The 14,367-nt window shown below is 62.9% G+C and carries 19 protein-coding genes; 5 read left to right on the forward strand and 14 right to left on the reverse strand.

Going from position 1 to position 14,367, the window contains the following annotated elements; translation table 11 throughout:
* Nucleotides 1-15: 15 nt before the first annotated feature.
* Nucleotides 16-561 carry a nuclear transport factor 2 family protein gene (locus NKH29_RS22325; protein WP_023722755.1) on the reverse strand — a complete coding sequence of 182 codons (546 nt, stop codon included), beginning with the start codon at nucleotides 559-561 and terminating at the stop codon, nucleotides 16-18.
* A gap of 44 nt (nucleotides 562-605) precedes the next feature.
* Here NKH29_RS22325 and NKH29_RS22330 point away from each other — a divergent pair, with 44 nt between their 5' ends.
* The gene (locus NKH29_RS22330) at nucleotides 606-1,526 is read left to right on the forward strand and encodes an AraC family transcriptional regulator (protein WP_352588556.1); all 921 of its coding nucleotides are present in this window, start codon (nucleotides 606-608) and stop codon (nucleotides 1,524-1,526) included.
* A gap of 38 nt (nucleotides 1,527-1,564) precedes the next feature.
* On the opposite strand, the gene NKH29_RS22335 is transcribed toward NKH29_RS22330, so the two are convergent.
* The 7 genes from NKH29_RS22335 to NKH29_RS22365 form a co-directional block, all read right to left on the reverse strand.
* Complete coding sequence (locus NKH29_RS22335; RefSeq protein WP_036245865.1) at nucleotides 1,565-1,882, reverse strand: YkgJ family cysteine cluster protein; 318 nt, start codon at nucleotides 1,880-1,882, stop codon at nucleotides 1,565-1,567.
* Nucleotides 1,883-1,953: 71 nt separating this feature from the next.
* The gene (locus tag NKH29_RS22340) at nucleotides 1,954-2,118 is read right to left on the reverse strand and encodes a hypothetical protein (RefSeq protein WP_352856466.1); all 165 of its coding nucleotides are present in this window, start codon (nucleotides 2,116-2,118) and stop codon (nucleotides 1,954-1,956) included.
* Between the two features lies 1 nt (nucleotide 2,119).
* Nucleotides 2,120-2,527 (reverse strand): hypothetical protein, encoded by a 408-nt coding sequence (locus NKH29_RS22345; RefSeq protein WP_023722751.1) that lies wholly within the window; start codon nucleotides 2,525-2,527, stop codon nucleotides 2,120-2,122.
* Nucleotides 2,527-2,748: a hypothetical protein gene (locus NKH29_RS22350; RefSeq protein ID WP_031195260.1), complete on the reverse strand. Its 222-nt coding sequence runs from the start codon at nucleotides 2,746-2,748 to the stop codon at nucleotides 2,527-2,529. The genes NKH29_RS22345 and NKH29_RS22350 overlap by 1 nt, the downstream gene beginning before the upstream one ends.
* Nucleotides 2,749-3,162: 414 nt before the next feature.
* On the reverse strand, nucleotides 3,163-3,372 hold the full coding sequence (locus NKH29_RS22355) for a cold-shock protein (RefSeq protein WP_010915421.1): 210 nt from the start codon (nucleotides 3,370-3,372) through the stop codon (nucleotides 3,163-3,165).
* A gap of 429 nt (nucleotides 3,373-3,801) precedes the next feature.
* Nucleotides 3,802-4,590, reverse strand: a complete 789-nt coding sequence (locus tag NKH29_RS22360; protein WP_023722748.1) for an SDR family oxidoreductase — start codon at nucleotides 4,588-4,590, stop codon at nucleotides 3,802-3,804.
* A gap of 47 nt (nucleotides 4,591-4,637) precedes the next feature.
* Entirely contained in the window at nucleotides 4,638-5,099 is a 462-nt protein-coding gene (locus NKH29_RS22365; protein ID WP_031195259.1) for a RidA family protein, read from the reverse strand.
* Nucleotides 5,100-5,196: 97 nt separating this feature from the next.
* Between NKH29_RS22365 and NKH29_RS22370 the strand changes: the two genes are divergently transcribed.
* Nucleotides 5,197-6,048 carry a LysR family transcriptional regulator gene (locus NKH29_RS22370; protein WP_352481751.1) on the forward strand — a complete coding sequence of 284 codons (852 nt, stop codon included), beginning with the start codon at nucleotides 5,197-5,199 and terminating at the stop codon, nucleotides 6,046-6,048.
* Nucleotides 6,049-6,067: 19 nt separating this feature from the next.
* Here the strand turns inward: NKH29_RS22370 and NKH29_RS22375 are convergent, their stop codons facing one another.
* From NKH29_RS22375 to NKH29_RS22385, 3 genes are all read right to left on the reverse strand, one after another.
* Nucleotides 6,068-6,823, reverse strand: a complete 756-nt coding sequence (locus NKH29_RS22375) for an SDR family NAD(P)-dependent oxidoreductase (protein WP_353000595.1) — start codon at nucleotides 6,821-6,823, stop codon at nucleotides 6,068-6,070.
* Nucleotides 6,824-6,905: 82 nt separating this feature from the next.
* Nucleotides 6,906-7,574, reverse strand: coding sequence for a glutathione S-transferase family protein (locus tag NKH29_RS22380; protein WP_023722744.1), 669 nt, complete (start codon nucleotides 7,572-7,574; stop codon nucleotides 6,906-6,908).
* A 29-nt stretch (nucleotides 7,575-7,603) separates the two neighbouring features.
* Entirely contained in the window at nucleotides 7,604-9,046 is a 1,443-nt protein-coding gene (locus tag NKH29_RS22385; protein ID WP_353000596.1) for a patatin-like phospholipase family protein, read from the reverse strand.
* Nucleotides 9,047-9,180: 134 nt separating this feature from the next.
* Here NKH29_RS22385 and NKH29_RS22390 point away from each other — a divergent pair, with 134 nt between their 5' ends.
* Nucleotides 9,181-9,360 (forward strand): CsbD family protein, encoded by a 180-nt coding sequence (locus NKH29_RS22390; protein ID WP_352481754.1) that lies wholly within the window; start codon nucleotides 9,181-9,183, stop codon nucleotides 9,358-9,360.
* A 60-nt stretch (nucleotides 9,361-9,420) separates the two neighbouring features.
* On the opposite strand, the gene NKH29_RS22395 is transcribed toward NKH29_RS22390, so the two are convergent.
* Nucleotides 9,421-10,557: a metallophosphoesterase gene (locus NKH29_RS22395; protein ID WP_352481755.1), complete on the reverse strand. Its 1,137-nt coding sequence runs from the start codon at nucleotides 10,555-10,557 to the stop codon at nucleotides 9,421-9,423.
* A 119-nt stretch (nucleotides 10,558-10,676) separates the two neighbouring features.
* On the opposite strand from NKH29_RS22395, the gene NKH29_RS22400 reads away from it, so the two are divergent.
* Nucleotides 10,677-11,270: a hypothetical protein gene (locus NKH29_RS22400; protein WP_023722740.1), complete on the forward strand. Its 594-nt coding sequence runs from the start codon at nucleotides 10,677-10,679 to the stop codon at nucleotides 11,268-11,270.
* A 60-nt stretch (nucleotides 11,271-11,330) separates the two neighbouring features.
* Here the strand turns inward: NKH29_RS22400 and NKH29_RS22405 are convergent, their stop codons facing one another.
* Complete coding sequence (locus tag NKH29_RS22405; protein ID WP_023722739.1) at nucleotides 11,331-11,924, reverse strand: LmrA/YxaF family transcription factor; 594 nt, start codon at nucleotides 11,922-11,924, stop codon at nucleotides 11,331-11,333.
* Nucleotides 11,925-12,074: 150 nt separating this feature from the next.
* Here NKH29_RS22405 and NKH29_RS22410 point away from each other — a divergent pair, with 150 nt between their 5' ends.
* A complete protein-coding gene (locus tag NKH29_RS22410; RefSeq protein ID WP_352481757.1) occupies nucleotides 12,075-12,872 on the forward strand; it encodes an NIPSNAP family protein in 798 nt (265 codons plus the stop codon).
* A 43-nt stretch (nucleotides 12,873-12,915) separates the two neighbouring features.
* Here NKH29_RS22410 and NKH29_RS22415 read toward each other — a convergent pair whose 3' ends face one another.
* Nucleotides 12,916-14,364, reverse strand: coding sequence for an amidase (locus NKH29_RS22415; RefSeq protein ID WP_352481758.1), 1,449 nt, complete (start codon nucleotides 14,362-14,364; stop codon nucleotides 12,916-12,918).
* Between the last annotated feature and the right edge of the window lie 3 nt (nucleotides 14,365-14,367).

The raw sequence follows: 14,367 nt of genomic DNA on the forward strand, positions 1-14,367 counted from the left end.
AGAGCCTATCCGCATTCAGATCATGCTATTGGCGTGCAGCTTGCTATCCGCGATGGGTTGCCGAACTTCCCAGTGTTCGACGAGCTTACTTTCGTTCAGCCTGAAAATGTCGACGATGGCCAAGCCCTCCTCTTCGGGTTCGCGTTTTGCGTGCATGTGCACGATGACGAAATCCCCTTCGGCAAAAATCCGCTTCACCTCTCCCCTCACGAGGGGAAATGACTGTTTGAGCTGCTGCAGATAGGCTTTGAAGCCGTCCGCACCATCCGCAATGTTCGGATTATGTTGGATGTAGCGTTCGCCAAAATGCATCGAAGCAGCTTCGATGTTGCCCTGGTTTACTGCTTTGTCGATGAAGTCCAGGACGATCGTCTTGTTGGTTTCGAGCGAATTATGACTCTTGGCTGTAACTGGATTTGATGGTTCGTCACGCATGTTTTGCTCCGTGAGGTGGCTGCTTCCGCCTGTTGTGGACAGGAGCGTCCGCAGGCCGACATTGCCAACATAATCAGCCACGCTTGTGAGATGGTCGATATGCCATTCCGCTAGATTCTTATCCAATCGTCTAATATCGTTGTCCGATTCATCATCGGAGGATGGTTCTCATGGATGCCTTGTCCGAAGTTCTTGCTTCGCTGAGATTTGGCAGCGCCATGATCGGCAGCGCGACCCTGCATCGGCCATGGGGTATTTCGGTCGATCCGACAAGGAATGCCGCCATCCACGTCATACAGAACGGCGAATGCTGGCTGCGGCTAGCCGGTGAAAAGGAGCCGATCCGCTTAGGCGAGGGAGACGTCATCCTTGTCGCGAGCGGTATCGGGCATGCCCTTTGCAATCCGGCGGATGCACCGACGGCATCGATATCCGCCGTCCTTTCCGCAAATCGGAGCGGACTGGAACCGAAAAGCGAGAGCGGCGCGACAACTCTTCTTTGTGCGAGATATTCACTCGACGGCGTCGGACCATATCCGATGGTTTCGCTGCTTCCACCGCTGATCCATTTGACCCGAGATCAGATCGACACCAGCGAGCCGCTGCGGCTTGCCCTGGAACTTCTGCAGGTCGAAGCAAAAAGCAATCTCGGCGGTCACGACATTGTCGCCCCACGTCTTCTCGACAGCACGTTGATCTTCTTATTGCGTGCCTGGATAGAACATCAGCCTCTCGGAACAGGCGGATGGTTTGGCGCCTTACGCGATAAAGGCATTGCGCAGGCTTTGCGCCTGATCCACGAGCGGCCGGATGGTCCCTGGACTATCGCTTCCCTTGCCAGCGGCGCGGCACAGTCCCGGGCCACCTTCGCGCGTCGCTTCGCTCAACTCGTGGGACAGCCGCCGCTGTCCTATGTGACTCGCTGGCGGATGAACCTTGCCGCCAAGGCTCTGCGGGAAACGAACCAGAACATTGGCGAGATCGGGTGCGCCGTCGGATATGAGTCGGTGCCGTCGTTCTCGCAGGCATTCAAACGGTTGACCGGACGATCGCCCGGCCTCTACCGCAGCGACTTTCGCTCATCTGACTGACGAATTTCAAAAGTGAGACGCCAGCCCGAGGGCCGTCATTACAGCGTCGGCAGTCCGTGAGCCAGGCGCGCCATCAGGCAGTCGTCATCGCCCGGCATGCAGGCGCGGCAGACGTCGGGACGGATCTCGTAGATGCCGCAGGCGGTCGACTTGCCGACCTCGCCGCACAGTGCCGAACAGCGCGCGCCGTCGCAGCGCATGCCGGCTTCATCGGCAGCCACGTATTTTTGCGGGATAAGGTCGAGTTGCGCGTCATCCTCGGTTGAAAAGCGCGGCCATCTTGACGAGTAGGCGCAGCAGGCGCCACAGGTCTGGCAATCGAAGGCAACCGGATCGGCGCCCTCTTGTGGCGACAAAAAATCCTCTGCGACCGCCAGGGCAAGCAGCCTTGGCGCAGATTTCCGGCCGGCATTTTGCTGCAAGGGTGCTATTTCTTCTTCGGCTTGCGCGGCGGTGCTTCGGCCGGCGACCTGAACAGATCGGTACCCGCTTCGGCGGCTTCACCGGTTTTTGGTGCGGGGGCCGGCTTGGCCGGCTTCACGGCGGCAGCAGGCGCGGCTGGCTGGCCCTTGGCGGAAAACTTGATTGCCATATCAATCCTCGTCAGAGAAACGCGATGATGGCGCATTCGGATTGCGAAGGCGGCCGATGAGCGCCGAAACGGCCGTGATGTTCATTTCTTCGGGCGACCAGTTCCTGGCTTCCTCGATGTGCCGGGGCGCCAGCTCGCGATGCGTGCTGCCACTGTAGGCGGCGTCCTGATAGGTCACGCGCTCGTGCGTCTTGGCGTTTTCCCGGACGTATTCGATCAGATAATTGGGGCATTCGGCACGGCCGCGCACGCCGAGCCGCACCTGGGCATCGCCGTGGACACGCCGGCAGCGCTCGAGCTTTTCGAGCACGCGCCGGACATATTCGACCGGCTTGTCGAGTTCACCCACGACATCGGCGATGGTCGAATCGGCGGCGATCGCCTTTTGAGGCACGCGTTTGGTGGCCATCAGCGTTTGCCCGCGCGTTTCGGCGAGGCCGCGAGCGCTGCCGCCATGTCGTCGGCTTCCTTTTCCAGGCGCAGTTCGCGCAGCCGCGCGGTCTTGGCTTCGCGCGCCTGGCTGACGGCATCCCGTTCGGAATTGATGCGGTCGAGCGACATCGACTGGGTCCGCGTCTTGCTAAAAATGGATTCGGCCTGGTCGCGGGGTCTTTTTGAAGTTGCGGTCAAGGTCTTTCTCCCGGTTCGGAGCGCGCCGCCGAAAAGTGGCGAGACTGGTCTTTCGGCCAGGATCCCGCACAAAGCAATACGGCAGCCGGTTTCAAATTGCTGGAACGTCCTCAGAGACCGTTTGGAAATTCTACTCTGACGGCCGTCTGATGGCCGTCAGAGCGAATTTCGAAACAGCCTCTTAGCACGTCCGGGCCGTCGAGCAGCGCTCTTTCGGCGGTCGAAGCGCAAAAATGAAAAAGGCCAGGCACCGCCTGACCTTCCATGAGAGCGCATGCGCATCCCGAGAGACGCGCAAAGAAACGTTCTTCTCATGCGCATGAACGGGGACTTAACCTCCCGCGATCATGTGCTGGAATTTGCCATTCACCGGTGCCAGTACATCCGTGGTCACCGGTGAGGCTGAATTCCGTTTTAGGCCGCCTTCAACTGGTCGGCGGACATCTTGCCCGACTTGTTGTCGCGGACCATCTCGTAGCCAAGCTTCTGGCCCTCGACGATGTCGCGCATTCCGGCGCGCTCGACGGCTGAGATGTGGACAAAAACGTCGGCAGAACCGTCGTCAGGCTGAATAAAACCAAAACCCTTGGTGGCGTTGAACCATTTAACTGTGCCTGTGCTCATAACGAACCCTTTCCATGGCAAATATTCGTTCGCCGTCATGCGGATGCACAACAACGTTTGTCTCGATTTTGATGGGGAAGTTCGTCAAAGGCGCGCCTCGGCACGCGGATAACAAAAGTCGGTCAAACAAACATCGACAAAATTCTTGTAGACTTCTTTGCGCGCTGTGTCAATTTTTTGATTTGCAACACTCGTGGAGATGCGCGGCGGCGGCAAATACGACAGCGAAAACCGGGCTATTGCCCGCCGAAAAAACCACTTAGCCGGGAACCATTTTGGCGCCGGAGCATTTTTTCGGTGTCGAACGCCGTTCTCGAAAGAGCGATCTTGAGAAAAGGCGGACGATCACCAGGACGCCCCCCGCGCAGATAAAAGGCACGAGGGGCGTTCCTGTGTGATGCGACCATTCGCGCCGCCGCCCCCTGCTCCTCACACCATGCCGCGACTGAGCCCGCCATCCACCGGCAAAGCCACGCCGGTAATATAGGCGGCGGCGTCGCTGGCCAGGAATGCTGCAACCGCACCGAATTCGGCGGGAGTGCCGTAGCGCTTTGCCGGGATATCGGCCTGACTCTCGGCGGCGATCACGGCAGCGTCGACACCCCTGTCGGCGGCGTCCATGGCGTCGAACTGTTTGGTCCGGTCCGTCGCAAAACGGCCAGGCAGCAACAGGTTGACGGTAACGCCGTCCGCCGCCACTTCGCCGGCCAGCGTCTTGGCCCACCCGGCGAGCGACGCACGCAGCGCATTCGAGGCGGTAAGGCCGGGGATCGGCTCGCGGACGGAAGTCGAGGAAACGGCGATGATGCGTCCCCAGCGCCGCGCCCGCATGCCTGGCAGGAAAGAAATGGCAACGCGCATCTGGCTCAGCACCATGCTGGTGAACTGCTTCTCCCAGACGCTCGCATCGAAGACGCTGGCCGCGAAGGGCGGCGGGCCGCCGCCATTGAGCAGGACGATGTCGATCCGCTGATGCTCGTCCTCGACGGCATGGATCAGCCGGGAGACGCTGTCGTGGTCGGAGAGGTCGGCGCTGAAGGTCGAGCAGATGTGGCCGGCGGCCTCGATCGCGCGCCGCGCCACATCCAGGGTCGCCTCCCCTCGTCCGACCAGGATGATCTCGGCGCCTTTCGCCGCGAGCGCTTCGGCAACGCCGAAACCGAGGCCCTTGCCTCCGCCGAGAACAAGCGCCCTCCGCCCCTCAAGATTTGCATCCATCAAGCCAAGCCTCCTGCTGGTTTCACTGGCTATTTCGAGCGACTTCCCTAGCGGACATGCACGATAGCGTCGGCTTCGACCGGAACATTGGCCGGCAAGCCGGCCATGCCGAGCGAGCAGCGGGCGTGCTCGCCACGCTCGCCGAAAACATGGAGCAGAAATTCGGATGCTCCGTTGCCGACCTCCGAATAGGCCGAAAAGCCGGCCGTCGCATTCACATAGACGGTCAGCTTGGCGAATTTCACGACACGGTCAAGATTGCCGTCCAGTTCCTTGTCCAGCCAATAGACGATGTTGGCCGCGCAGAGCCGGGCGGCGTTCTGCGCAGCAGCCAGATCGATCTCTCTGCCGACCTGGCCGATCGCGGCGATCTCCTGCGCGATCTCGGGAATCTGACCGGAGACATAGACGATGTCGGCGACCCGAACCGTCGGCGAGAACGGCAAAGCAGGCCGCTCGAGCGACGGCCAGGCGACACCGAACTCCTCAAATCTTCTTCTGTAGGACAAGGTGGCTGCTCCTGTTTTCGTTCGTGCAAGCGGACCTTGAATTCAGATCGGGCTTTCGGATAGCCTGATAGTGCTGACACAGCTATCAGGAATTCTTATGACTGGAGATATCGACGTCAGGCTGCTGCGCGCCTTCGTCACCGTGGCCGATACGGGAACGGTGAGCCGGGCGGCCGATCGACTTGCCCGCACCCAGGCGGCGGTGAGCATGCAGCTTCAGCGCCTCGAGGGTGAAGTCGGCGCCGAGCTGCTGCGCCGTTCGCCGCGCGGCGTGACGCTGACCGAGGCCGGCGAGATCCTGCTCGCCTTCGCCCGCAAGGCCATCGCGATCGGCGACGATGCCAGGCGCGAGATAGAAGGCCGCAGGCTGGTCGGCCGTGTCCGGCTGGGCATCATCGAGGATTTGGCGGTGACACGGCTGCCGCTGATCATTGCCGACTTCCGCCGCCGGCATCCTTCCGTGGAGATCGAGCTGACATCGGCCAGCAGCGCCGATCTCAGCAAGTCGCTGGGCGAAGGAAAATGCGACATCGTCATGGCCGATCCGGCGCGCTTCACAAAGGCGCCGCGAGGTCATCTGTCACGACAGCTGGTCTGGGCGGCAAGCCGCATGATCGAGATCGATGACGAGGTCGAGCTTCCGCTGGTCATCTTCGAAGGCGCCTGCTCCTGGCAGGACAGAATGCTGGCCTCGCTCGCCGAGGCCGGGCTCGGCTGGAAGATCGGCTGCCGCGTGTCGACTTTCGCGACGCTGATCTCGGCGCTGAGGGCCGGGCTTGGCATCGGCCTTCTGCTGCAGGAAGGACTGCCGCCCGACTGCCAAAGCCTCAACGGACGCTTCAACCTGCCGCCGGCGCCGATGGCGGATTTCGGCGTCTACCTTGCGAGGGACCCGTCCCGGCTGGTCGAGGAGTGTGGCGATTTCCTGCGGGCGGGATTCGAAGTCTAACGAAACGATCCGACGTCATTCACCGTTCCTGGTCGGTCGGGCGGATGACGATCTCGTTGACGTTGACGTGCGCCGGCTGGCTCACGGCGTAGAGAATGGCCGCGGCGATGTCCTCGGCGGCCAGCGCCTCCATGGCGGCGAGCCGCTGGTCGAGCCCAGTCTTCGCCGCCGGATTGGTGATATGGTCGCCGAGCTCGGTGCGCACCAGGCCGGGTTCGATGACGGTGCCGCGAACCTTGTCGGAGTAGACTTCGCGGCGCAGCGATTCGGAAAAGCCGACGACGCCGAACTTGGTTGCGGCATAGCCGCTGGCGCCGGGATTGGCGACGCGGCCGGCGACCGACGAGACATTGACGATGTGACCCTTGGCGGCCCTGAGATGCGGCAGCGCCGCTTTGGTGACACCCATCAGCGCCAGCAGGTTGAGCTCGACCATGCGGCGCCAGTCATCGAGCACCGCCTCGGCGGCCGGCGACAGAAGCATCACCCCGGCATTGTTGACGAGGATGTCGAGGCGGCCCCATTCGGCGACAACCTTGTCGACCATGGCGGTGACATCGTCGTTGCTGGTGACGTCGGCCGCGATACGGAGTGCCGTGCCGCCGGCCTTTTCGATACGCGCGGCCAGCGCTTCGAGGCGATCGGCGCGGCGGGCGGCAATCGCCACCTTTGCCCCGGCGGCCGCCAGCGCCACAGCGGTTGCCTCGCCGATGCCCGACGAGGCGCCGGTGACAAGCGCGACCTTGCCGGCCAGTGCGGAAGAAACAGCTGTCATTGTGAAGTCTCCAAAGCCCCTGCCCGATCTTCAGATAGGCCGCGGGCCGCGAAGTGGAAGACCAGCTCGCCGGTTGCTCGGCTCATTCGTCGGGGCCGGGCTCCGGCCATGGCTCCTTCGCCGCCTCCGCATACCAGTGGCGCATCGCCGGCATCGAAAGCACGGCATCGACATAGGCGCGGGTGTCGGGCGCCAGCGTGCCGCCATAGGTGTCGAAGCGGGTGACGACCGGCGCGTACATGGCGTCGGCCGCGGTGAAATGGCCAAACAGGAACGGCCCGCCTTTGCCGTATTTTTCCCGGCATTGCCGCCACAGATCCTCGATGCGCGCCCGTTGCGCCTCACCTTCGGCGTCGAGCGGCTTGTGGCCTTTTGGCCGGCGCAAATTCATCGGCCAGCCATAGCGGACCTCGCGAAAGCCGGAATGCATCTCTGTCGCCGCCGAGCGGGCGTGCGCGCGAGCGCCGATATCGGCCGGCCAGAGCTTCTTGTCGGGAAACAGGTCGGCAAGATATTCAAGGATGGCAAGGGTTTCCCAGACGATCCGGATCTCGCCATTCGGCAGCCGATGGTTCAGCACCGGCACCTGGCCGGTCGGCGATATCCTGGCCAGATTGGCGGCGGTCTCGGGCGTGCGCAGGCGCACAAAACCTTCCTCGAACGGTATCTCCAGATGCTTCATCGCCAGCCATGGCCTCAGTGACCAGGACGAGAAGCATTTGTTGCCGATGAAGAGCGTGAATTCAGCCAAGATGGTCTCTCCGTGTCGAGCCCAGCGGCTCAGTTTGCTTGTGCCGCGGCCAATTGTGCCCCCGGCGTGACGCCGGCGCGAGCGCGGATGGCGGCGACCGCCTTGGTGATATCCGTATTGACCAGCAGCGCCTCGCGACCGGCCGCGATGGTGAGGTCGACCTGATCGACCGGCAATTTCAGCCGCGTCGGGACAGCGTTCAGCTTGGCCTGTGTCGCCTGGTCGAGGTCGGCAAAGGACAGATATTGGACCACGAGTTCAACATCGCGGCAATCCCAGCCGGCAGTCGAGCCGCGATAGGCAGCCACGGTCGAGGTCGGCAAAGCACAGCGGTAGCGGACCAATTCACCGCGCCATTGCGAGACGGCCAGCTTCAGTGCGTCGGCTTCGTCGCGCACCGCGGCCGCCATGGTGGTGCTCGTCACGGCGTCGAGCAACTCGCTAAGCCGCGGTCCGTGGATAGACTTGGCCCAGCTCACGTCGTTGTCGGCGCCGGCGTCGGCAACGATGAAAAGCAGCGTCCTCAACCGGACAGCGGCGGCCGGCGACAGCGGACCATAGGGGGTGCCGGCGGCGGAGCGCTCCAGGGTAAAGCCGGTGACGCCGAGATTATCGGTCAGACCACCGTCCAGCAATTTCACATAGTCGAGGGGATCGGCGTTTTGATAGGAATCGAGCGCGCTGGCATAGGCCTTGAGCCTGATCGAGGCATTGTGATCGGCCAGTGCCCGGCTCAACCATTGCGGCCTGCGGTAGCCGCAATCCGGGCTGGTGGCGGAAACCACGATCGGCGCGAAGACCACCGGCACGGCAGCGGAAGCCGCGACCGCATCAGCCAACCGCATCTTGTCGAGATCGCTACAAAGCGCCGCGAAAGTGTCGTAGCTGAACAGAAATGGCGTGCGGTTATAGATATCGGACGCGTTGATCCAGATGATGGGCCGGTCCGGCTTGGCGAACGCCTCGAATGTCGCATCGTCGAAGAGATTGTCGTTCAGCCATTTGGCAAAACCGCTGCGGTCATTGACGCCGCCATAGTAGGCGCGGACAAGGTTGAACGGCGACAACCTTGTTCGAAGGTCGGCCTCAGCATTCTGGATCAGGAACCGTTCGCGAAAGTCGCGGTAGCCGTCCTCGCCCTTGTAGGCGAAATAGGCGGCAGTCACCGCGCCGCCTGATGCACCGGAAATCATCCTGATGTCATCGACCAGCGTGCGCCGCCGCGGCTGCTCGTCGATGACGATGTCGTCCAGCGCCCGCAGAACGCCGTAGGAGAAGGCCGCGGCCCGGGTGCCGCCACCGGAGAAGGCGAGGCCGAGCACAGTCGAGCCGTCGTCGCCCGGATCTGGAATGAAAGCCGGCGACGGCCTGCCGGCTTCGGGCGTAAAGACGTTGATCGGCCCGACATCATCGGCGACGCAGCCTGCCAAAAGCATGGACGTCGCAACGGCACAGGCAAGGCGAAAACGCATCGAAATCCCCCCGGGGCAGAGCCTAGCCGCATTACCGCGCCGGGTGCAACCGGTTGTCCGGCGATGCATGGAACCGAAGCGGTGCCTGACCGTTTGCCTCGCAAATAAAACTCCCGAACTCCAGGAGATGCGCGATGGTGAACAAGGATCAGGTGGCAGGCGTTGCCAAGCAAGCCAAGGGCTCGGTCAAGCAGGCCGCCGGCAAGGCCACCGGCAACAGGCGCACCGAGGCCGAAGGCGACGTCGACAAGGCGACCGGCAAGATGCAGAAGGCTTACGGCGACGTGAAGGACAAGGTGAAGAAGGCGCTTTGACACTGGCCCCCTTCGCGAACCAGGAAAAAGGTGGCTCGGCCGCCTTTTTTGCGCCCTCTCTTACCGTAAGAAAGTCAGGCTTTTGCTGTATGCATTGGTGAAGGTGACCTCGCCATGATTTCCGGCGGCTTCGCCCAGCACCACATCCATGCTGTTTCCGGTCACCCGCGCCAAGGCAAAGCCGCCCATGAAGGCGGCCTTCGGTTTGAACAAGTCGAGCCCGTCACGGCGGTAGATCATCGGCGTTGCGTGCTGGTGGCCATGGAAGATGCCGACGACATTGTAGCCTTTCAGCACGGCCAGCAGCGCCTGCCTGTCGACTTCGCTCCACCAATGCGGCGGACCCGTGCCGCTGTCGTCGAAGGTTCTCTCGGCGGCGTCCCATCTTTCGATCGAAAAAGTATCCCAGCCATAATGCTGGAACAGGATGACCGGGCGGCCGTCGCCGGCATAGGTCGCCAGATCCTGCTTCAGCCATGGCAGGCTGTTGGCGGCGCCGTGGCCGGTATCGCCGGCAAAACGGTGCGTCTGGACAAGATGCAGACCGCCCCAATCCCATGAATAGCAGTCGGTCTCGACGTCGTAGTCGGTCGCCGGCGCAGGCGGCTTGAAGAACACGCCGGGGCGGTGGTTGACCTCGACATAGTCGCGCATTTCGCGGCGGTACCAGTCGACATGCGAGCGCGGGCCGTTCTGGTCGAGGTCGTGGTTGCCGAGGCCGACATAGACGGGCATGTGCACACGGTCGGGGCCGACGCCCTGCTGGTAGCGCTGGCTGAACTGAAGCAGCTGCGTGCCCTCGCTGGGCTGGGTGATCTGGCCGCCGCCGTCATCGGTGATGTCGCCGCCGACGACGAGGCCGAGCGGCGTGCCGATGTTGCCCGTCGAGCGCAGGCCGGTGGCAACGCCTTCGATTTCAGCCGGCCATTGTCTGTCACCGACGCCGTTGAGTGCGGCGACGTTGCGCAGCAAGGCAGCGTCGGTCTTGCCCTCCTGCTCGCAATGCGGGCTCAATCCGTTCGCCATTCGGCAGGCATGGACATCAGCGATAAACAGGAAGGTGGCGTCGATCGGCGGGATGCGCTGCCCGGTCTGGCCGAAGGCCGGGCGCGAAACGGCGCCGGCCGCGGCAACGGCCGCTGCCTGCATCAGGAAGCTGCGCCGAGAAACCGGTAGGGCGGGAATGCGATGCATCATGCGCTAAAATTCAGCACGACGCGGATCGGCAGTCCAGTTGCTCGCAAAGTATGTCGACACGTTCTCCCAGGTCTGGCATTGCTTTCGGCATTCAACTTGCGCGGGCAGAGGAGGACGGCATGAAAACTGCATCCATCGGCATGACAATGGCCATTCTGGCGGTGACGAGCGCAGCGCATGGCGCCGAGTGCATCGACGTCAAATCGGCCAAGGCCGGCTTCATTCTCGAAAGGCCTGGCATCCACAGCGAATTTCGACCGGCAGCGGGCGGAATGGTGGCCGTTGCCAACAAATACCAGTCGCAATCGCCGCAGTCGCAGTACCTGTTCGGCGGACTGATCGAGGTGTTTCGCGACAGCAGCACGGGGCAGCTGGCGATGATCCCGTTTTCCGATCTCAGGAAGGTGTTCCCGCTGAAGGCGGGGGCTAAGAACAAGATCGTGTTTGCCCGCCTCGCACCGAACAAGCCGCCGAAGGGCACCGAGACGCTGGAGATCAACGTCAAGGGCAAGGAGACGTTCAGCCTGGGTGAATGCAAATACTCCGTGCTCGCGGTCAAGCAGACGATCAGGAGCGAGGCCGGCGAGACGCGGGACGAGTTTACCGCGCTTTACGCACCCGACTTGCAGGCAGTTGTGGCCAGGCGCTATGACGAGGGCACCAGCGCCGAAAGCGTGGTCGGCTACGAGCTGATCAAGCCGCTGCCGAATTAAGAGCTCGGCCTCCCCACCTCGGTCATAGTGAGCGACGGCGGCGCCTCTGTCCTGCCGGCGTCAAGGGGCTTTGTGGAGTATCCTGCGACGTCGCCTCGTGACTCCCTGTTCCAAGGCCATCAGGCAGTCGCGCAGCACTCTTGTGTCCTGTGCGGTCTTGGCCATCGACATGGCGCCGGAATAGGTGGCGACGGCGAGCGCTGCGAAGCGCTGCGGATCGGTGCCCTGCTCCCGGCCCGCCTGCTGGTCGGCCCTGATCTTGTCGGCAATCGCCTGACGCCAGGCCGAAAAAATGTCGGCAAGGGCAATGCGGAAATCCGGATCGGCAAGCGACAGTTCGTGCGCCAGATTGTTGAGCGGGCAGCCGCGCACGAATCCCTGCTGCTCCAGCTCCGCCGCGACGGCCGCGAACACGGCGCGCACGCCCTCCCGCGCCGAGCCGGCCCTCCGCACTGGCGCGATCCAGGTCTCCTCGACGGCGGCGGCGACCCGCTCTTCGATGACTGCTAGCGCCAGCGCCTTCTTGGTCGCGAAATGGTGGTGCAGCGCGCCGCCGGTGACGCCCGCCGTCGCCATCAAGTCGCCCATGCTGGAGGCGTGATAGCCGCGTGCCTGAAACGCCTCTTCGGCGACATCGAGCACCTTTTTGCGCATGCCTTCGGGGTCATTGGTGCGTTTTTTAGCCCGCGCCTTTGGGCGGGCTGTGGTCTCTGCTGACATTTCCACACGATAGCAGATTGACAAAACAGGACAACCGGTCTGTTTTATAAAACAGGATGACTATCCTGTTTTTGAGATCGAGCGATGAACCTGCCTTTGAATGCCGCGCCTAAATCCGATCTGCTCGCCTCGCCCGTCGTCGAACTTCGGCAATACACGCTGAAACCTGGCCGACGCGAGACGCTGATCGGCATCTTCGACAATCATTTGATCGAGGGCCAGGAAACCGCGGGGATGACCATCATCGGCCAGTTCCGCGACCTCGACCGGCCAGATATGTTCGTCTGGTTGCGCGGCTTCGACGGCATGATCGCGCGGAAGCATGCGCTGGCCGCCTTCTATGACGGGCCGGTCTGGGCGGCCTGGCGCAACGCCGCCAACGCCACGATGATCGATTCCGACGACGTGCTGCTGCTGAAACCGGCTTGGCCGGGCGCCGGCTTCGACCTCTCGGGATCGCAACGAGTACCCCAGACGGATCTCGAAGAACCAAGCACAAGCAGTGCTTTGCAGGCAATTGTTGTCATCAGGATTCATCATTTGCGACCGGGCCTCGAAGCCGGCTTCGCCAGGGATTTCCAGACCGGGGCTCTTCCGGTTCTTGCCGCACTTGGCGGACAACCGCTCGCCGCCTTCGTCACCGAGCATGCCGAAAACAGCTTTCCGCGGCTGCCGGTGCGGGCCAGCGAAAACGTCTTCATCAGCGTCACGGGTTTCGACAGCGCCGAGGCGCATACCCGCCACGAGGCGGCCTTGGCCGCCTCCCCAGACTGGCAGGCGCTTCAGCAGACCGTACAACGGGAATTCGCCAGGCCCGCGGAGGTTTTGCGTCTGTTACCGACGGCGCGATCGCTGCTCGGGCAGCACCCAATTTCGGTATGAACCAACATCGTCGACGCCTCCTACGTCGCCGGAGCCTCCTGGTTCATGCCTGAAAGTGTCTGGCATGGATCGCCTGGTAACGCGCCGTCCATGCGGTTGCCTGCTCCAGGTCAAGGGAAACGCGCAGCAGACGGTGATCCTCGTTCTTGCGGCCAATGAGCTGGATGCCAATCGGCAGGCCGCCTTTCGACTGGAACAGCGGCAGGCTGGCGGCCGGTTGGCCGGTGACGTTGAAGATTTCCGTGAAAGGCGCAAAGCCGTAAGCCCGGCTCGCCCAAGCCTCGTAATCAAAGAGAGCACCATCGCCATGGATGGCGCCAAGCCGGGGCGGCAGGCCGGCCGTGGTCGGCGTCATGATCAGGTCGAACGCATCGAACGCCCTCGCCATCGCCAGCGAAGCGCTGTGCACATGGTCCTGCGCCCTGAGATAGTCGGCGGCCGAGGACCGTCGAAAACAGTCGAGCGCGTGACGACTGAGGCTTTCGATTTCGCCGGCCCCCGGCATCCGCCCGATCTCGTCGGCGCGCTCGTCAACCAGCCGCGCGACCTCCGACATCCAGAAGATGCTCCAGTCCGCTTCGGCGCTGCCTTCCCGCGGGAAACGCGCCTGTGTGACCTCGTGCCCCATATCCTCGAGGAGGACCATGGCTTGACGTAATTTTTCCTCGATCTCGGGCGCGACCGGCGCGCCATCCGGCCGGTGCGCCAGGCACGCGACGCGCAGATGCTCGCCGGGCGAAGACAGCCAGTCCAGGTAGGACGGCACCGATTTTGACACGGAGTAAGGCGCTCCTTGTTCTGGACCGGCAGTTATGTCCAGCATGGCGGCGCTGTCGCGAACGGTGCGGGACAGGACGTTGTCGGCGTAGAGCCCGGCGCCGACCTGACCTCGACAGGGGCCGACAGGCGTGAGTCCGCGCGACGGCTTCATGCCGAACACGCCGCAACAGGCAGCCGGCACCCGGATCGAGCCGCCGATATCGGAACCGTGGGCGACCGCCACCATGCCGCTTGCCACCGCGGCAGCAGCTCCACCGCTTGAGCCGCCCGCCGTCAGCGAAAGATCCCAAGGGTTCAAGGTGGGGCCGCGAAAGCTGGGTTCGGTGACGAAGTCATTGGCGAATTCAGGCGTGTTTGTCTTGCCCAGCAAGATCAGACCGGCGGCCCGCCATCGCCGGACGATCTCGCTGTCGGGTTTCGGCGCGGCATCCTTGAAGTAGAGCGACGAGTGCGTCGTCGGCCACTCCCGCACATTCACGCCGGTGTCCTTGACCAGGAAAGGAATGCCGGCGAGTGCGGCGTGCCGGTTGCAGCTTGCCGCCGCGGAAAGCGCCCGGTCCGCATCGATCAGTGTCACGGCATTGATGGCGGGATTGATGCTTTGGATTGCTTCGATAGCCGCCTCGACGACCTCGACAACGGACAGTTCGCCCGAACGAACGTGCCCGGCCAGGGCGACGGCATCCAACGCCACATATTCGGAAAGGTTCATGAC

The organism is Mesorhizobium sp. M1295, assembly GCF_040318135.1.
GTDB lineage: Bacteria > Pseudomonadota > Alphaproteobacteria > Rhizobiales > Rhizobiaceae > Mesorhizobium.